The organism is Luteibacter sp. TLI7-4A (assembly GCF_056754745.1).
This window is the reverse complement of sequence record NZ_JBPGWO010000001.1, coordinates 1,296,751-1,314,517: the sequence shown is the minus strand read 5'-3', so window position 1 is coordinate 1,314,517 and position 17,767 is coordinate 1,296,751. Positions and strand designations below refer to the sequence as shown.

18 protein-coding genes are annotated in these 17,767 nt (G+C 61.9%); 8 read left to right on the top strand and 10 right to left on the bottom strand.

Annotated elements, in window-relative coordinates; genetic code table 11:
* Positions 1 to 20 precede the first annotated feature (20 nt).
* A complete protein-coding gene (locus ACR9Y6_RS05790) occupies positions 21 to 380 on the bottom strand; it encodes a hypothetical protein (RefSeq protein WP_481280428.1) in 360 nt (119 codons plus the stop codon).
* Positions 381 to 479: 99 nt separating this feature from the next.
* Positions 480 to 1,202, bottom strand: coding sequence for an SDR family oxidoreductase (locus tag ACR9Y6_RS05785; protein WP_481280427.1), 723 nt, complete (start codon positions 1,200 to 1,202; stop codon positions 480 to 482).
* Positions 1,203 to 1,334: 132 nt separating this feature from the next.
* Between ACR9Y6_RS05785 and ACR9Y6_RS05780 the strand changes: the two genes are divergently transcribed.
* Positions 1,335 to 2,252 carry an AraC family transcriptional regulator gene (locus ACR9Y6_RS05780; RefSeq protein ID WP_481280426.1) on the top strand — a complete coding sequence of 306 codons (918 nt, stop codon included), beginning with the start codon at positions 1,335 to 1,337 and terminating at the stop codon, positions 2,250 to 2,252.
* A gap of 487 nt (positions 2,253 to 2,739) precedes the next feature.
* Here the strand turns inward: ACR9Y6_RS05780 and ACR9Y6_RS05775 are convergent, their stop codons facing one another.
* The 3 genes from ACR9Y6_RS05775 to ACR9Y6_RS05765 form a co-directional block, all read right to left on the bottom strand.
* Positions 2,740 to 2,994 carry a GlsB/YeaQ/YmgE family stress response membrane protein gene (locus ACR9Y6_RS05775; RefSeq protein WP_481280425.1) on the bottom strand — a complete coding sequence of 85 codons (255 nt, stop codon included), beginning with the start codon at positions 2,992 to 2,994 and terminating at the stop codon, positions 2,740 to 2,742.
* An 83-nt stretch (positions 2,995 to 3,077) separates the two neighbouring features.
* Complete coding sequence (locus ACR9Y6_RS05770; protein ID WP_306846904.1) at positions 3,078 to 3,314, bottom strand: hypothetical protein; 237 nt, start codon at positions 3,312 to 3,314, stop codon at positions 3,078 to 3,080.
* Between the two features lie 570 nt (positions 3,315 to 3,884).
* Positions 3,885 to 4,517, bottom strand: a complete 633-nt coding sequence (locus tag ACR9Y6_RS05765; RefSeq protein WP_448097627.1) for a response regulator — start codon at positions 4,515 to 4,517, stop codon at positions 3,885 to 3,887.
* 168 nt (positions 4,518 to 4,685) lie between these two features.
* Here ACR9Y6_RS05765 and ACR9Y6_RS05760 point away from each other — a divergent pair, with 168 nt between their 5' ends.
* The 3 genes from ACR9Y6_RS05760 (at position 4,686) to ACR9Y6_RS05750 (ending at position 10,592) form a co-directional block, all read left to right on the top strand.
* Positions 4,686 to 7,544: a hybrid sensor histidine kinase/response regulator gene (locus ACR9Y6_RS05760; protein WP_481280424.1), complete on the top strand. Its 2,859-nt coding sequence runs from the start codon at positions 4,686 to 4,688 to the stop codon at positions 7,542 to 7,544.
* A gap of 142 nt (positions 7,545 to 7,686) precedes the next feature.
* A complete protein-coding gene (locus ACR9Y6_RS05755; RefSeq protein ID WP_481280423.1) occupies positions 7,687 to 9,372 on the top strand; it encodes a FecR family protein in 1,686 nt (561 codons plus the stop codon).
* 116 nt (positions 9,373 to 9,488) lie between these two features.
* The gene (locus tag ACR9Y6_RS05750) at positions 9,489 to 10,592 is read left to right on the top strand and encodes a CHASE2 domain-containing protein (protein ID WP_481280422.1); all 1,104 of its coding nucleotides are present in this window, start codon (positions 9,489 to 9,491) and stop codon (positions 10,590 to 10,592) included.
* A gap of 304 nt (positions 10,593 to 10,896) precedes the next feature.
* On the opposite strand, the gene ACR9Y6_RS05745 is transcribed toward ACR9Y6_RS05750, so the two are convergent.
* A complete protein-coding gene (locus ACR9Y6_RS05745; protein ID WP_481282698.1) occupies positions 10,897 to 11,514 on the bottom strand; it encodes an FMN-dependent NADH-azoreductase in 618 nt (205 codons plus the stop codon).
* A 36-nt stretch (positions 11,515 to 11,550) separates the two neighbouring features.
* The gene (locus ACR9Y6_RS05740) at positions 11,551 to 12,345 is read right to left on the bottom strand and encodes an alpha/beta fold hydrolase (protein WP_481280421.1); all 795 of its coding nucleotides are present in this window, start codon (positions 12,343 to 12,345) and stop codon (positions 11,551 to 11,553) included.
* Positions 12,346 to 12,506: 161 nt separating this feature from the next.
* On the opposite strand from ACR9Y6_RS05740, the gene ACR9Y6_RS05735 reads away from it, so the two are divergent.
* Positions 12,507 to 13,427, top strand: coding sequence for a LysR substrate-binding domain-containing protein (locus ACR9Y6_RS05735; protein WP_481280420.1), 921 nt, complete (start codon positions 12,507 to 12,509; stop codon positions 13,425 to 13,427).
* 11 nt (positions 13,428 to 13,438) lie between these two features.
* Here ACR9Y6_RS05735 and ACR9Y6_RS05730 read toward each other — a convergent pair whose 3' ends face one another.
* The 3 genes from ACR9Y6_RS05730 to ACR9Y6_RS05720 form a co-directional block, all read right to left on the bottom strand.
* On the bottom strand, positions 13,439 to 13,654 hold the full coding sequence (locus tag ACR9Y6_RS05730; protein WP_481280419.1) for an aldo/keto reductase: 216 nt from the start codon (positions 13,652 to 13,654) through the stop codon (positions 13,439 to 13,441).
* A gap of 107 nt (positions 13,655 to 13,761) precedes the next feature.
* The gene (locus tag ACR9Y6_RS05725) at positions 13,762 to 14,127 is read right to left on the bottom strand and encodes a VOC family protein (RefSeq protein WP_481280418.1); all 366 of its coding nucleotides are present in this window, start codon (positions 14,125 to 14,127) and stop codon (positions 13,762 to 13,764) included.
* Between the two features lie 3 nt (positions 14,128 to 14,130).
* On the bottom strand, positions 14,131 to 15,210 hold the full coding sequence (locus tag ACR9Y6_RS05720) for a quinone oxidoreductase family protein (protein ID WP_481280417.1): 1,080 nt from the start codon (positions 15,208 to 15,210) through the stop codon (positions 14,131 to 14,133).
* A 114-nt stretch (positions 15,211 to 15,324) separates the two neighbouring features.
* On the opposite strand from ACR9Y6_RS05720, the gene ACR9Y6_RS05715 reads away from it, so the two are divergent.
* The 3 genes from ACR9Y6_RS05715 to ACR9Y6_RS05705 are packed head-to-tail and all read left to right on the top strand — an operon-like array spanning position 15,325 to position 17,754.
* Positions 15,325 to 16,263: an AraC family transcriptional regulator gene (locus tag ACR9Y6_RS05715; protein WP_481280416.1), complete on the top strand. Its 939-nt coding sequence runs from the start codon at positions 15,325 to 15,327 to the stop codon at positions 16,261 to 16,263.
* Positions 16,264 to 16,304: 41 nt separating this feature from the next.
* Positions 16,305 to 16,847: a helix-turn-helix domain-containing protein gene (locus ACR9Y6_RS05710; protein ID WP_481280415.1), complete on the top strand. Its 543-nt coding sequence runs from the start codon at positions 16,305 to 16,307 to the stop codon at positions 16,845 to 16,847.
* A gap of 4 nt (positions 16,848 to 16,851) precedes the next feature.
* On the top strand, positions 16,852 to 17,754 hold the full coding sequence (locus ACR9Y6_RS05705; RefSeq protein ID WP_481280414.1) for an SDR family NAD(P)-dependent oxidoreductase: 903 nt from the start codon (positions 16,852 to 16,854) through the stop codon (positions 17,752 to 17,754).
* Positions 17,755 to 17,767 lie beyond the last annotated feature (13 nt).

Below are 17,767 nucleotides of genomic sequence, written 5' to 3'. Positions count from 1 at the left end.
GGCTCAGGCACGCTATTTGCCTACTTCTCGGCCCACGTCAAGGAGTCGACCGAGCCCACGCGCGCATGGCTATCCGCCCCGCCTTTCGCCCCGGCCGTCGATTCCCCTGCAATCGGCTCCGGCACGGGAACCGCGCCACGCCGTATCGCCTCGATCTGCGCGTTGCTGATCCGGTCAGGCTGATCGATGGGCCACGAGGTAACTACCAGAACCCGGTCCTTAGCGGTCAACTTCACCCCATACGGGGTCTTGTCGACACCCACACCCATCGCGCGAAGCTCAGCCAGCGACAGGCGATCTAGGATGCGATCCTTATCAGCGACCCACTCGACGTAACCGTTAACGCGACCACCCGTCTCGATCAGCGCAGACAGCCGCACCGTACCCGACTAATGCAGGACGGGGTCGACTTCTCCTCGCGCGAACGATCGAGGCAAGCTACCGGCCTGACGGACGCATTCCACGCCATCGCAGAACGACTACACGAGGGTTCCACCGCCGTCCACGACCACAGCTTGACCAGTCGTGTAGCCCCCTCGCATGAACGAAAGGTAGGCCTCAGCGAGATCGTTAGGTATCCCAACTCGCTTCACGAGCAGCTTCGCAGCAGTTTCGCGGAAAATGTGTTCGCGCGTCTCGGTCGGAATTCCGGACCAGAGATCGGTGACGACCATTCCGGGCACGACCGCGTTGACCCGGATGGGGGCGAGTTCGATGGCAAGGGCCCGCGTTAGCGACTCGATAGCCCCGCAAATGCTCGCCGCAAAGGCAAAGCCCGCTGGCGGGCGCCGTGCCGAAGTCCCGCCAGTCAAGACAATCGAGCCGCCGGATCGCATATGGGGACTTGCCGCCTGCACCGCAGCGAGCACGCCCCAATAACGCAACTCGAAGAATTCGCGAGCGGCCGCCAGGTCGGTGTCCATGACGCGTGAACCAAACGGAAGCGGCTCACCCGCGGTATAGGCCAGGTGGTCGAACTCACCCAGTTCTGCGAAGAGCTGTCTCGTGGCATTCGCCGATTTCAAATCCACGGCCCGGCCTGTGGCGGAACCTTTTGGGAGTCGATCCACCGCATCGGCGACGCTTTTGGGCTGACTGGCGACGATGACGATACTGGCTCCTTCGAGCGCGGCCTGCTCGGCCACGGCGAAGCCGATGCCGCGAGACCCGCCAAGAACGACGACACGTTTTTCTTTCAGCATGACTTGAATCCACGGAGAGTGTCGATGAACAGGTCCGATACGGCGGGCCCGCTGATTGCCCAGTCATCGTAGACTGCGGTATAAGTACGGTCGATAGCTAAATATGCGTAAAACTTTTTCTCTCGTCCAAATATGGATCCTTTCCTCGATCTGATCGGCCTGCTTCGACCGCGTGCCACCCTGTGGGGTGGCATCGAGGGGCGTGGAGCATGGGCGGTATCGTTTCGGAAGCGGGACGATCTCCTGTTCTGCTGGCTGTCACGCGGAGAGTGCCAGCTGGTTCGTCCGCGCGTGCCGCCCTTGCGTTTGCGCGCCAACGACTTTGTTCTCGTTCGAACTGATGCACCCTTCGTGCTCAACTCGGACCTCTCGATCGAACCGATCGAGAGCGAGGTGGCAGTCGCCCGGACGAAAAAGACGACACTGCGAGTCGGCAGCGGTGCGAAGTCGCCGGTCACCCTTCGCGGTGGCCGATTTCTGTTCGATACGGCAAACGAGACCCTGTTGACGGGCTTGCTCCCTTCGCTGGTTCACATCCCCGGAAACGACACGTCCTCGCCGCACATTCGCGCCCTGATGAACATGAACGAAGCAGAGTCCTCGCACCCAGGGCCCGGCAGCGAATTCGTCGTCGCACGTCTAATGGAATTGATCTTGGTGGAAATTCTGCGCGGTGCCCGACTTTCTGCGCAGCCGCAGCACTCGGGGCTGATCGCGGGTCTAAAAGACCCGATAGTGGCGCGTGCGCTCTCAGCGGTCCACCGTGACGTGCAGAAGGACTGGACCGTAGCCGACCTGGCTCGGCTTTGCGGCGTCTCACGTTCCGCTTTTGCCGTTCGTTTTCGTACAACCGTCGGGATGGCGCCCGTCGAATACTTGCAGCATTGGCGTATGGCGCTGGCAAAGGACGCACTGCGACTCGGTACGAGCGGTATTGGTGAAATCGGGCTGTCTGTCGGATTTCAATCACCAAGCGCGTTCAGCACCGCTTTCACCCGAGTTGTCGGAATTTCACCGAAGCGGTTCGCGGCCTCGATTCGACAGCGATAAAGCGTGCGCTCCTTCGCGAGTCAAAAAAGAAAGAGTCCCGCAGAACCGAAGTTCTGCGGGACTGATGCCTTCTGCTCGCGTGGGGCAAGCCCTTTTGCACCGCGAGCAATCTGGCGGCCTAGCCGATCGCGTTCGGCACACTGGTCGCGTAGCTCAGGGACGGCCGTATCGTGACGCACAATGGTGGTGGCGTCACACCGATGAATTATCAGCCGCGTTGGCGTATGACCTTGGCCGCAGCCAGGCTGAAGCACTTGCGCATCAAGTGCACTCTCCGCCAGTTGGCCGCCACCGCCCTCATACGCATCATGTCACGGCGGGCGCATACGCATCGAAGCACATCGCGATATTCCGCATCAAGATGCCTGACCGAGGGGAGGAGCTCCATCGCCGCTAGCCGTTTGCCTCGTAAAGTCATTCTGTGATTCGATTGACGGCATACAGAAGCGTCGGCATTTGCCGGCGCTTCTGTAACTCCGCTATCGACTTAAGCCCGTTTGAACAGGCGTAAGATAAACAGCAGTATCACCGCACCAAGCGTCGCGGTAGCGATAGAACTGAGCAGGCCGCCGCCAAGGCTGATGCCAAGAACACCGGCCAGCCAGCCGCCGATAAACGCACCGACGATACCGACGATGATGTCGACAATCAGGCCGAAGCCGCCGCCTTTGACCAACAATCCGGCAAGCCAACCGGCTACTGCGCCGATGATCAGCCATACGATAATACCGTGTGATGCCATTGTCGGAGACTCCGTGAAGATACCTGTGGACGAAACAACCGTCGGCTGAAAACGCTGGGCCAGTTTAGGCCTGGAAGGCAACTTTACGTTGGATGCTTCAGCGCCACCACAGCCCGACGAAACAGATCGCGCATTTTCGGGTCCACCGCAACCAGGCGGTCCACCGAACGCAGCATGACGAGCGAGGCATAATCTCCCAGGGCCGCGTCGCCCCACTCCGCCAATAGAATCCTGCGCAACATGGGTAGACGAACTTCGGCGAGCGAAACAGCGTCTTCGGGGTCGACCGTGCTCACCAGTTCGTGGAGGTCACGTCTCATCGCAACCTCCCTGGCGCCGAGCGTGGATGAAGCACTGAGATGGAGGTGGCTTTCAATGCGACACAGCACGTCTAGCAATGAGCTGCGCTGAAGCGCCAATCCCTCATGTACAGGGGGAGGCATAAGTGGCCTTATCGGCAACTGGACTGGACCAGGATGACTGGGTATTGCGACGGCGTCAGCCGTGCGCAAGAAGTGTTGCGGCATCTCGTATGCTCTACCCCTCTCTGGTTACAACTAAATCCCAGCAGCCAAGCCCTATCGGGGGCAAATGCGGACTCGACTGCCGTCGACGTAATCGTCGACACATACACGTCCCTGGTATGCGGAAAACCGTGGTGTGACGTGCATGAGTTCCTGGTTCAGCCATGGGGCACGATGCCGTCACATCTCGTGGTTCGTAATGTGAGCGACTGGCCTCGCGATTGGAATCAGAAAAGTCCTAGACGGGCTGAAAAGTGCCTCTTCACGCATCTTTTCGCAGAGGTGCCGCCCACGCCGCCGCGATGCATGAGCGTGAGGCGGTCGAGGCGTAGGTGACAACAGGCGTACAGTGGCGGCTATCCTTTCTTAGAACAGGCCGTTGGAGCGGGCGTAGTCGTATAACTGTTTGTCGCCGTCCAGACCGAGCTTGCGCATGGCATCGCGCTTCTGCTGGCTGACGGTTTTCACGCTACGTCCTGTGCGTCGGGCGATTTCGGAGACAGTAAGGCCCTGGGCCAGGAATCGCACTACTTCGGCCTCGCGCGGGGATATCGACCCAGGCTCGTTGTTGGCTATCACCGTCTCTTCGATCTGTTTACGCGTACGTTCGCTGAGATAGATGCGTCCCGCGCAGATGACATCGATCGCAAGGATCAGCTCCCGGGTCATCGCCATCTTGTCGACGACGCCACCCACCCCGATCGCAAGCATGCCTTGCACCAGAGCGGGATTGCGGAGCATCGTGAGTACAAGAATGGAAAGCTTCGGATAATTTTCGCGTATCCCGGCCAACATGGACAGGCCATCCTCGGAAGGCTGATCGCCCGGCATGGAGAAATCGGTGATAAGCAGATCGCAAGGCTCGCGTGACAGCAAGCTGGCCAGCTCCCTGCCATTGCTCGCCTCGCCTATGATGCTGAACCTGTCTCCATAGCTTTGCAGCGCTGCTTTCAACCCCATCAGTACAACAGGATGGTCGTCGGAAATAATGACCCGCACTGCGCACCTCACCCTACGGTTTATGGTCACCCCATAACTCAGCCATCACCACCGCGTATAAATCTTCGCACACGGCATGATTTGTGCATGAATTGGCCGTAATTGTAACATGAACGCGCAGCAAAACCTGCCATGAACTCAGTCAGCACTGCGGCGTCGAGGAGCGATATGCCGACCACACTGCCCCATTTGTTGCCTGGGATCGCTACCTTCGAGGCATCGTATGGAGTCACCTGGATCAACAATCAGGCGACCCCTATTTCCGCCACTACGCTTGTGCTCGCCGTGCTGCTGATCCTAGTGGCAGCCGTGGCGATGGGGCTTGCCTGGCTGCTGCAGGCCCATGTGAGTAAGGCCAGGCGCCTGCATGAGGAACTCCTCGCCCAGCGTTCGTTTTCCGAAGGCGCCCTGGACGCGTTGCTGGCGCCCGTGGCCATCCACGACCTCGATGGACGCATCGTAGGCACGAATGCGTACTACCGACAACACCCCGCCGCTGCAGAAGCGATGACGGCGGCGATCTTGGGCGAAGGTTTCGGCGGAACAGCGGATGGGCACGACCCTCGTGAAATCGACTACACATTCGACGACGGCATGCCGCGGCAGGCGCTGTTATGGAATCGCCCGATCCACACGGAGAGTGGGCAACTCGTCGGGTCTATTGGCATCCTTATCGATGTCACGGCGTTTCGTGACGCGGAACGCGCCGCGCGGATCACCGACCTGGGTTTACGCGACATCGTCCAGCAAATCCCCGTGGTGGTCTTCACCATACTCAGAGACACACAGGGGGTCCGCCATCTCACGTTTTCCGCTGGCGATGCACGCGCCCTGTTCGGTCTGGAATTGGTGGACCTACTCGGCACGGGCGACGTGCTTCGAGAGCATGTGTTGCAAGGCCGCATTCATCCCGACGATATGGCCTCTTTCGGTCGACTGATCTTCCCCGCCACCACCGACCTGGGGCAACGCTCGCTCGATTTCCGCGCATTCGGCCGCGACGGCCTGCGCTGGATTCGCGCGACGCTTGCGACGCAGCAGTTGCCAGATGGAAGCGTGCGGCTGATTGGTTACTTCATCGATACGACCGAACTCAACGCGCGCAACGAAGCCCTGCGAATTGCGCGTGATGTCGCCGAGCGCGCATCGAAGGCAAAAGCGGATTTCCTGGCCACGATGAGCCATGAAATCCGTACGCCAATGAATGGCGTGATCGGCATGCTTGAATTACTCGGACGCACGCCGATCGACGCTGAGCAGCGTGAGCTTCTACGTGCCGTTGAGGATTCTGCGGACATATTGCTCCAAGTACTGAACGACATCCTGGATTTTTCCAAACTCGAAGCGGGTGATCTCAGGCTGGACGAAACGCCATTCGATCCGCGTGTATTGGTCGACAACGTCATAAGCGTAATGGCGGCGCGTGCTCAGACGAAAGGCCTTGGCATCCATGTAGCAATCGATGCCACCGTCGCAGGCATCTTGCGCGGCGACAGCGTTCGCCTACGCCAGATCCTGTTGAACCTGCTGAGCAACGCCATCAAATTCACGGAGCGGGGCAGCATTGCCGTGCGCATGGTCGTGCTTGGCGACGAGAGCGATCACCAGCACTTGCGCATCAGCGTCACGGATACCGGCATCGGTATTCCAGGAGAAAAGCAGGCCACGCTGTTCAAGCCGTTCACCCAGGCTGAGGCCTCGACCAGCCGGCGTTATGGAGGCACCGGGTTGGGCCTTGCCATCTGCCGCCATCTGGTCGAACTCATGGGTGGCGCGGTCGAGTTGAGCAGCGAGCCCGGCGTGGGAACGACGGTGGGAGTTGAAGTCCGCCTTTCTGTAGTACGGCGAGAAGTCGTCGCACCCGCCGGACTACATGGGCGCCATGCGGTCGTGAGGATCAGCTCGGCTGAAACGGCCAGGTCATTGAGCGAGCACCTGAAGTCCTTGGGCATGACGGTGGAACAAGCCATGCCATCGCAAGCGTTACGCGAAGGCATGGCGGCGAGCTTGCTGTTTATCGACCCCGCCGATAAAGACAGTGAGTCCCTGATCAGCGCTCATGTCATTGCCGTTACCGGCGATGCAGGTCCTTCGACGGTGGGGGATGACCGGGTGCCCCTGAGCGCGAACCCGCTGAAGTGGCAGTCACTGGTGCGCGCCTGCCTTGTCGCACTCGAGCTGCGCGATAAAACATTGCAAGAGACCGGTGAGGGGCTATCGTCGGGCGCGATAGCGGACTCCGATCCGTTGCCTTTGTTCTTGGCTGGTGCGCCGGTCGATCGCGGGCACATCCTAGTCGCCGAAGACCATCCGGTGAGCCAAAAGCTGATCCTTCGGCAGTTGGCGATCCTCGGCTTGAGTTGCGAAGTGGTGGACAACGGGCGGGACGCTTTCGAGGCCCTGACCGGTAACGAATACGCGATGCTGCTCACTGACTGCAACATGCCCTTGATGAGCGGATACGAACTCGCTATGGCATGGCGCCAGTACGAAGCGGAGACCGGTCGCCAACGACGGCTTCCCATCCTCGCCATGACCGCCAACGCCCTGGCCGGGGAGGCCGTGCGCGTCCGCAACGCCGGCATGGACGACACCCTGAGCAAACCGCTGCAACTACTCCCGCTCAGCCAGAAAATCCGCCAGTGGTTGCCGGAACAACCGGCATCCACGCTTGCCCATATACCCCATGCTTCCGACGCCGTACAGCTGGCCAGACTGACCGGCGGTAACGAGGAGGCAGGTCTGTACGCCGAAATGCTGCAGGCCTTTTCCAGCGCCAGTCGCGACGACCTGCTTGAACTACACCGTTGCGTCGAAATGGACGACGCGGCGGCCGCATCCTTGAGCCTGCATCGCCTGCTTGGTGCCCTACAACTGTTTAACGATGGCGCATTACTTACCCGGGGCAAGCAATTGCTTGAGTCCCTGCATACGGAACAGGGGAACGACGCTCTCTCCCAATTGCCCGGTTTTGCCCTGGAAGTCGAGACCCTGCTCTCAGGCTTGAATAACCAACTAGCTGAATAGACGGGTCAAATAGCAATTTCCCCGAAACTTCACGATAATAACACCGTCTTTGTGCCGCATCAGGCCTGTCGAATCCGGACGGTTCGGCGTGCCTGGAAGGATCGCGCGGCAGAGCGCTTGGGGGCGCAACAGGAGTGAGGTTATGTCACGCAAGGTTTTGGGGCAGTCCCGGCTTCGCCGCTGGTTGTTTGCTGTGTCGCTTGCTATCGCTTTCGGCCCTATATTTTTTGCACCGGCATTTGCCACGCCGGCTGCCGACTGGAACTATCGGGTACGTCCCAACGACACAATCTGGGATCTTGCCGGGCGTTACCTGAAACCGAGCATCCCCTGGCAGAAACTCCAGGACTACAACAAAGTCGCCGATCCGCTTCATCTGCCGCCAGGCATGACTCTGCACATTCCGGTGGCGTGGCTGCGGCTGGAACCCGCGAGGGCCAGGGTGATTGCCGTCATCGGCCATGCCACAGCCACCCTGCCCGGCACCGCGCAGGCGATGCCCGTGACGCAAGGCATGTCGTTCGGTTACGGCGCTACGCTGGTGACTCAGAGTGATTCCAGCCTCACCTTGGAGTTCGCGGACGGTTCGCGCATTCTCGTGCAGAGCAACAGCGAGCTCGCTCTTGATCGGCTTAGCGCCTACAAAAACACAGGCATGGTCGACACGCGCGTACGTCTGCAGCGAGGGCGCATCAACAGTGACGTTACCCCCATGAGCGGGAACGCCGCGCGATTCAATGTGTCGACTCCAGGCACGATTTCAAGCGTGCGCGGCACCCACTTTCGCGTGATCGCCAATTCGGCGACCGATGAGGCGCGAACCGAGGTGATCTCCGGCAAGGTCGATGTCGGCAACGACAAGCGACATGTCCTGGCGACGACCGGACTGGGCGTGACCACTGCCGGGGAAGCTTCTCCGGGACAACCGCAATCGCTGCTTCCGGCACCGGCACTGCAATGCCCGGTAGTCCCGATCAATCAGTTTCCTTACGAGTTTCAGTGGCAGGCTTTGAACGGCGCCCGGCACTATCGCGTGCAGGTCGCGTCCAGTGCGAAATTCGAGGCCCTGCTGCTGGACCGCGTCGTCGATGATACCCGTGCGGTCATTCCCGATTTGAGCGATGGCACCTATGCGATCCGCGTGCGCGGTGTCGGTACAAGCGCGCTTGAAGGCCTCGACGCCACCTGTTCCGCCATATCCATCGACAACCACCCGCGACCGCCGCTGATCGTGTCGCCGCAGCCAGATAGCCGGGTGCGCGATACCCGACCGGCATTCCGTTGGACGGAAAGCCAGCAAGCTACGTCCTACGCCTGGCAGCTGGCTAGCGATCCGGCATTCGAACACCTGCTGGCCGATCAGCCGCAGGTGACGGGAAGCGACGTGCGCCCGGCCCATTCGCTACCTCTTGGCCGCTACTACTGGCGCATCGCCAGCCGCGACGACACCGGCAAGGTGGGTCCGTACACCCATGCACTTCCCTTCGATCTGGTATCCGAACCACCCGCTCCGGTACCTGGCGAACCCAAGCGCTCGCATGGCGATCTGACACTGAGCTGGCCAGCGGGCCAACCGGGTCAACGCTATCACGTACAACTGGCGCGTCATCCAGACTTCACCCGGCCAGAAGTGGATGCCACGCTCGACAGACCGGAAATCGACCTCAAGAAGCTGTCTTCCGGCAAATGGTATGTGCGCGTGCAAACCATCGACACCGACGGCTATGCCGGACCATGGGGCTCGGTGCAGAAAACGCGCATGCCATGCGTGGCCTGCCGCTGGGCAGCGGCAGGCGGCGGTGCATCGTTGCTATGGCTACTACTTTGATGCCATGAACCGCTGCAGCCGAACCGACGCATGGAACCTCGCCGATGTCGTGGCAGTCGACGATGCGTCCTGATCCGCTCGTCGTACTCGGGCGTGTGCTGACCTGGATGATCGGCGTGGCCTCGCTCACCCTGATCATGGCGAGCGGCGTGGCCACCCGACTCGACAACACATTCTACGACCTGCACATGCGTCATTGGTCGTATCGGACCAGTGACGCCGTGGTTATCGTGGCGGCCGACGCGAAGAGCCTGTCCAGGCTCGGCAATTGGCCGTGGCCGCGCGCAGTACACGCACGACTGCTCGATCGCCTCACCGATGCGGGCGTTCGCGGTGTCGGTATCGACATCACCATGGCCGAGCCCGACATCAATCACCCAGAAAACGATCGCGCTTTCGCGCAGGCCATTCGCCGAAACGGGCACGTCGCCATGCCCGTGTTCGCCGAAGCCGCCGAACTCGGCGGAACGCTGGAAGAAATGTTGCCCACGCAGGAGATCGCCAGTGAGGCGTCTGCCTTCGGTCACGTCGATGCCGCCAAGGACGATGACGGCGTCATTCGTGGCGCCTATCTGAAAGCTGGCCTGGGGCGCCCGTACTGGCCGGCCCTCGCCCTCGCCGTCTATGGTATGGACCGGAAAACGCAAAAGCCGGTACTGCCCAGCCTGCACAGACCGGATACGGACATGGAATCGCCTTACCAATGGATGCGCGACGACTATGTCCTGCTCCATTTCGCCGGACCGGCCGGTAGCTTCGACCAGGTCTCCTACGTCGACCTGCTGGAAGGCCATGTGTCGCCCGCGCTACTCAACGGACGCTGGGTATTCGTCGGTGCGACGGCCTCGGGACTTGGCGACCTGCTCGACACCTCGGCTTCGGGTGGCGATGAGCGCATGCCGGGCGTGGAGTATCAGGCCAACCTGCTTGAGTCCATCGAAAATGCCAGCACGCTGACACCACTGAACTTCACGAACCAGCTCGTCATCGGCGCCACGTTGCTGACGTTGCCGTTGCTGCTCTACGGTCTGCCCGGATTTCGCCAGATGTGGACGATCGCACTGGTCGCGCTGCTCGCATGTTTCGGAACGAGCATTGCACTTTTGCGGATGGAGGGATGGTGGTGGCCGCCCCTGGCCTGCGTGATCGTCATGACTGCCGGCGTGGGCGGCTTCTCGGCGCTGCGAAAGTTAAAGGACCGCCATGACGCTTCGAGGTGAGGTTGAATCAGGCTATAGGCACCCGTCAAGCCCCGGGAGCGTCCCCACGCGGAGGCAATGTTGTCTCGTGCGCGCGGATGAACGCCGCGAGACCATCGGCAGGCAATGCTTCGCCAAACAGATAGCCCTGTGCTTCAGTGCACGCCTCTTCCTTTATGTGCGCGAGCTGTAACGTACCGTCGTGTACGCTCGGTAATAGCTGTTGGCGTCGTTCACCCGGGCCACGACCTGATCAATGAAATCCGCACGGTACCCACTCCGAATCCCAACTATCTGGACGGCCTGCCCCGCCTACATGAGGGCCTCAGGAAAAGACGGTCAGGGCTTTGGCCGATACCAGGGCGTCGTCCAGGGCCTGCTGCCTGATCTCGACGCCACGGCTGAGGCGTTCGGCCCGTACGAACTGCACATCCGTGATGCCGAGGAACCCGAACATGGTCGACAGGTACGCTTCCTGGAAGTCCATCGCCTTGGCGGCACCCTCGGAGTACATGCCGCCGCGCGTCGACGCGACGATGATCCGCTTTCCCCCGGATAGGCCGACTGGACCGTGCTCGGTATAGCGAAAGGTTCGACCCGGCTGCACCACGCGATCAATCCACGCTTTCAGCTGGGTGGCCACGGAGAAGTTGTACATCGGGGCACCGATGACGATGACATCACTGGCGAGGAACTCGCTAACCAGCACATCCGAGCGTGCGTGTTCGGCAGCGATTCCATCGTCGTGTCGATCCTGTGCAACCGGACGGAAGCCGGAAGCGATAGCTCCATCGAGGTGAGGAATCGCCTCGGCAACGAGGTCGCGGTAGCGCACCGACGCGTGCACGTGATTGTCGCGAAAGGTGTCGACGATCGCGGCGGTCAACAGGCGGGATGCCGAGGCGTCGCCGAGGACGCTCGAATCCAGATGAAGCAGTTGCATGGCATCGTTCTCCAGGAAAGTGTGCATGAGGACGGGTTACGGGCCCGCATTTCGACTTACGGCCTGCGCCGCCTCGTCGATCAGCCGGGCGACGTCCGTCGGATGGGATACAAGGGACAGGTGACTGGACGAGAGCAGGACGTGATGTGCACCGATCGCCTCCGCGATGCGCTGCTGGATGTCCAGCGGCAACGCATTGTCACGCTCGGTCAGGAGGTACCAGGTCGGTTTGTCGCGCCAGGCGGCGCGGGATACCTTGCCCGCAAAGGCCTCCACGGCCATGGGTGGCGCGACCGCGGCCATGACGGCGACTTTCGCGGCAGGCAGGTCGCCCGCCATCACATGGGCATAGGCAACCGGGTCGTTCAACCACACCCGCCCCTCTGTATCCGGCTGCATGCCTTGCATCGGGGCATGGAGCCGGGCCAGCAGGTCGCTGACCGATTCGCCGCTGTCGGGCACCAGCGCCGAGAGATAGACGATGCCCTTGACCCTGTCTGCGTTTCCGGCCTCGGTGACCACGGCCCCGGCCCAGGAATGCCCCACCAGGATCACGTCGCCATCCTGCCGGTCCACGACTCGTCGCGTCGCAGCCACGTCGTCGGCCAGCGAGGTGAGCGGGTTCTGTACGGCCGTTACGTGGTAACCCTTCCGGCGTAGCAAGGCGATCACCTCGGACCAACTCGAGCCATCCACGAACGCGCCGTGGACCAACACCACGTTCCTGACCCCGGAGTGCACCGGTGCGGCGGTCGCCAGCAACGGGAGCGCGAACAACCAAAGCGTCAGCAACAGTTTTCCCATGAAAGGCGGTACGGGCACGGTCGACATGGCGGCTCCAAACGGGATTTGGTGCAGCCCTGCCCCGGCCGTTGGGAGGTAAACGGCCTGTTGGGGTGCTGCGTGACGCGCATGCTACTCGCGCATCATTGACTTATTAATGCTGACGACATACACACTCTGTATGTTTTTGGCATACAAATGGGCTGGTCATGGCAGGCTTCTCCAATCTCAAGCGGATCGCCTATTTCGCGGCGGTGGTGGAGACTGGCTCGTTTACCGCCGCAGCGGACAGGTTGGGCATCACCAAGGCTGTGGTCAGTCAGCAGGTGGCGAAACTGGAAGCCGAGTTCCATACCGCACTGCTTTTTCGCACCACACGCAAGGTGCAGCCGACAGAGGCCGGCCAGGCCTTCTACCAGCGGTGCGCCACCATACTTCGGGAGGCCGAAGATGCCTTCGCCGGATTGCATGACCAGACGGCGGAACCCTCCGGACTGCTCCGCCTCACCGCGCCACTGGATTATGGAATCAGCGTAGTCGTACCCGCCATCGCCGCCTTCATGCAGCGGTATCCGCAGTGCAAGGTGGATGCGGTCCTAAGCGACCAGAAGCTCGACATGATGGATCGGAACATCGAACTGGCCGTGCGTATCGGCTGGCTGGCCGACAGCCAGCTGCAAGCCCGACAGATCGGCACATTCCGCCAGCTGTTGGTCGCGCCCGCGCCGTGGCGGGATCGCGTGGAGCGGCTGGTCGAACCGGAGGCTGTCGGCACACTGCCGTTCGTCGCCAATACGATCCTTCGGGACCCGCTTCAATGGTCGTTTTCACAGGGTACAGCCGCACGTCAGGACGTGCGCTTGCAAGCCTCGTTGTCGCTCGATGCGACGCTGCCGGTCCGCGAAGCCGTGCTCCAGGGCGCAGGCTTGTCCGTGTTACCGGATTACGCCGTGACGGACGATATCGTCGCCGGCCGGTTAATCCATGTCCTACCCCAATGGACGCTTCCTTCCGGGGGAATATACGTGGTCTTTCCGACGGCCCGGTTCCGGCCACCGAAAGTGCGCGCGTTCGTTGACCTGTTAGCTCAGTTCGCCACGCACGCCGAAGAGCGCATGTGGCACGTCTAAGGCCACCAGCGTTAGGGTACGACGGTCCCCGCAGCTGCATCCCGATGGGAGTTCCGGCCGTCGCGCGATCGCCGCGTACCCGAAGCAGGAGCCGTGTCGCGATCGATCTTCCCGGACAAGACACCGCCGGCAAGCGGACTCCAGCACAGCATACCCACCTTCTCGGACTGGGCTGCGGGTAGCAACTCCCGCTCAACATCACGACCGGCGAGTGGAAGGATTGACACCCCCAATCGGGTTGGCGGCCGATACGTCGGTGCCAAATGTCATCCGACCGAGGCACGGGCGCGAAACGATAGTGCCGGTATGGTCAAGCGTCGTGTACTGCATGGTGTCAACCAGCCGTCGGCTGGTAGTACTCCGCGACAAGCCCGTCCGGGTTCCGGACGGTTGCATTGCGACCGCCGGGTGCATCCTTCGGGCCATGGAGCAGCTCAGCACCAAGCCCCAAAACCCATTCGAGGGTCGTGTCGAGGTCATCGACGACAAGGAGGGCCGTAGCAGCGCGAAAGGGCTCGAGCGCCTCCGCCGTGCCGCCAAGCACGATGAACGCGCCAACGACGGCGACCTCGACCCCAAGGTCCGGGAACGGAATACGGCGTTCGCATGGAACGGCCTGCAGTTGCTCGTAGAACGCAACGGTAGCCTCTAGCCGGGTGCTATCGACGTAGAGACGAAACGCGTGGTGAATGAGTTTCATCGATCAGTCTCCGGTATGGTCCATGACAATGCATTCAAGATTTCCCGCTGTCCGCGCCGCGCGCATAGCCTCGTGCAGCGAGGCCAGCGGATAGATGCGCGGTTCGATGGCAGCCGGATCGAGCAGGCCCGCCCGGAAGAGGTCGAGCAGCCGTCGGTAGGCGTCCCGGGGATACATGAAGTTGCCGATGATTTCCCAGCTGTGCAGCATCACCTCCGTGTAGGGGATCGGCAGTGGGACAGCCATGCTGCCCATCAGGACAAGCCGGCCGCCGTCCGCGAGGCTGCGTAGCGCGGCAAGCGTCATATTCGGATCGGTGGCACCGCCCACCATGTCGAACGCAAGGTCGACGGCACCATGGGCGACCTCGCGGATGCGAGCGGCATCCTTCGCCGCATCTCCGGTCACCGTGAGCGGCGTGACGCGGTCACTGGCCAATGCCGTCAAACCGGCCAGCTTCCCTGCATCGCGGCCGAGCACGACCACTTGCCGCGCGCCCATCGCCAGGGCGACGAAAACGGCGGCGGTCCCGTAAGCCCCGGTCGCCCCGGCTATCACCACCGTTTCTCCGGCGGCGAGGCGACCGCGTAGCAATCCGCCATACGGCACCAGGTATCGCATCGATACCGCAAGCAGCGGCGCGCTGATTTCCCCCAGGCCATCCACCGGCGTGACCAGGTTGGCGGGAAGGACGGTGTAGTCGGCGAGCGTGCCGTCGGCCCAGTCGTCTTGCATATGGGCGGCGATGGGGCCTTGCCCGGTGACGCCCAGAAGGATCTGCGCCGGGTTACGCACGTTTTCTTGAGCCACCATGTGTGAAGAGATGGCCACGCGTTGTCCTCGCTGCAGGTGCCACACCCCCTCACCCACCGCGTGGATGGTTCCGACGCCGTTGCCACCGGGGACGAACGGCCGGCGCGGCGCCTGGTAGATCGGAAGCTTTCCGTCCACGTAATCCTGCATGTACGACATCAATGAAGATGCTTCGATGCGAACCACGACGCTCCCCGGCCTTGCGGCGGGTACGGGTGAATCGATGTATCGGAACGAACCGCCAAGTCCGTCCAGTTGCCAGGCTTTCATGGGATGACTCCGTTGGGTTCGGGAGCGCCCGCTGATGGGCGACAGAGCTATCCTCTCGCCAATCGATATATCTTTGTATAACCTAAAGTCCTTAATACATTACGGATCGTACCGATGGATGCCCTATCCGAAGTGCTCTCCATGCTCCGGGTCAGCTCTGCGCTCTCGTCCCGGTTCGAAGGCCACGGCCGCTGGGCCTTTCGCTTTCCGGCCTACCAACACATCAAGTTCGGTGGAGTTCTCAGCGGCCGGTTTCATTTATGGCTGGAAGGATCCCGCGATCCCCTGGCGCTTGAGGAGGGCGACTTTTACTTGCTTACGACGGGACAACCCTTCTGCTCCGCAAGCGACCCCTCATGCATTCCCATCGATGGCCCCACGACGTATCGCGCCATACGGGATGCCGATGGCGTCGTTCGCTACGACGGTCCATTGGGGGACCTGTCGGATGTCAGCCTGGCCAGCGGGCGCTTCATGTTCGAGAACGACGTCAGCGAGTTGCTCCTGCGCCACCTTCCGCCGCTGATACATCTGAAAGCAGGCTCCCCCGGCACATCGTCACTGACGCACTTGCTTGCATTGCTCAAGGGCGAGACCGGACGACCGATGCCGGGCACGGACGTAGCCCGCAGCAGCCTCGCCGCCCTGGTGCTTGTCAGTGCGCTGCGTGCATACCTCGATAACGTGCCAGCGCCATCGGGATGGCTCGGCGCCCTGTCAGACCCACGTATCGGGCAAGCACTGACGCTTATGCACGGCCAGCCGGGTGAACGCTGGACGCTGGACACTCTTTCCCGCGCCGTGAACATGTCCCGCACCGCGTTCGCCGCCCATTTTCGACGCCTTGTCGGCAGCGCGCCCATGGATTATCTCAACCGATGGCGCATAGCCGTCGCGCGAACCGCCCTGAGGCACTCGGACGATTCGCTGGCGGATATTGCCGAGCGGATCGGCTATCTCTCGGATACCGCTTTCAGCATTGCCTTCAAACGCGCCACCGGCCAAAGCCCGGGTCGCTTCCGGAGTGAGAGCCGCAGTTTCGTCCCGGCTTGATCGATACTTTACATGTTATACATTTTCTGTAAACTCAGTACATGGATGACAAAGCCCCCGGTTCCGATCCCGTCCTCGATGCTGCCGCCGCCACGTTTGCGCGACTCGGCTATCGCCGCACTTCCATGGATGCCGTGGCGCGCGCCGCGGGTTGCTCGCGCCAGCTCCTTTACCTTAGGTACGAATCCAAGGATCGGCTCTTCCAGGCCACGGTACACCACGCGCTTGCGAGCCAGCTCGCAGCCGCGTCGGTGGCGCTCAAGGCCTGCGGCAGCCACGCGGTAATCGTCGCCAACGCCCTGGCGGCATGGCTCGGTCCCCACGCTATCAGCAGCGCCCAGGATGCGGGCGAGCTGACCGAGGCGACCCGGCAACTCGCCACGGCGATCGCTACCGAACTCGAAGCTGCGTTCGTCACCTTGCTCGCGGCCTCGCTCCACACCGAGACCGCTGCGCGTGGGAAAGCCCAGGCCCGCCTTCTGCTTTACGCGAGCCACGAAGCCAAGCGCCGCAGCGCGTCGCTCAAGGAAATGCACACCCAGATACTGGCGGCGGTACGCGCTTTCCTGCCGAGTGAGGCATGACGCGATGACTAAGCACAACGACACCGCCGATAGCGTCCTCGAGGGCGAATCCCTTGAAGGCCAGCGTATTGTCATTACTGGCGGAGCGGGAGGCATTGGCCTGGCGGCCGCCCGCGCGCTCGCGTCGAAGGGAGCACAACTGGTCGTCCTCGCCCGCTCGGTCGATGCGGCGAACCTGGCAGCAAGGGCCATCGGTTCCCGCGCGACGGGCATCGTTTGCGACCTCGCCGATCTCGCGTCCATCGAGGTCGCGGCTTCGGCGATTACCCGGGACCCAACGCCCATCGATGCCGTGATTGCCAATGCCGGCATCGGCAACCTGCCCCGGCTCGTCCTACGCCACGGCGTGGAGATGCAGTTTCTCGTCAACCACCTCTCGCACTTCCTGCTGATCGACAGGGTATTGCCCCTCTTGAGGGACGGATCGGCGCGCATCGTGGTGACCAGCAGCAGCGCAAGCGTCGGCCAAGCGCCGCGCGGAGGCATCCAGTTCGATAACCTCGATGGGGCCAGGGGCTATCGGGCATCGACCTTCTATGGCCAATCCAAACTGGCCAACGCCGTGTTTGCGCGGCGACTCGCTGAAAAGTTGGCGCCCCGTGGCATCGTCGCGAACGCTCTTCACCCAGGCGCGGTAGCGCACACTGGTTTCAATCGCTCCCTGCGTTTCCCACTTAACGCCATCCTGCGTCTCGCGACGCCGTTCATGAAGTCACCCGAGCAAGGCGCCGCGACGATCGCACTGCTTGCCGGAAGCCGGCGCGTGAGCGGGAAGACAGGCCTTTACTGGGTTAATGGCATGCCTGCCAGGGCCAATCCGCTTCTGGTAAACGAAGCCCTTGCAGACAGGCTTTGGGAGGCATCGAAAGACATCCTTGCGCGCGAAGGATTCCGAACCTCCCTATAGACCGGATCGCGCC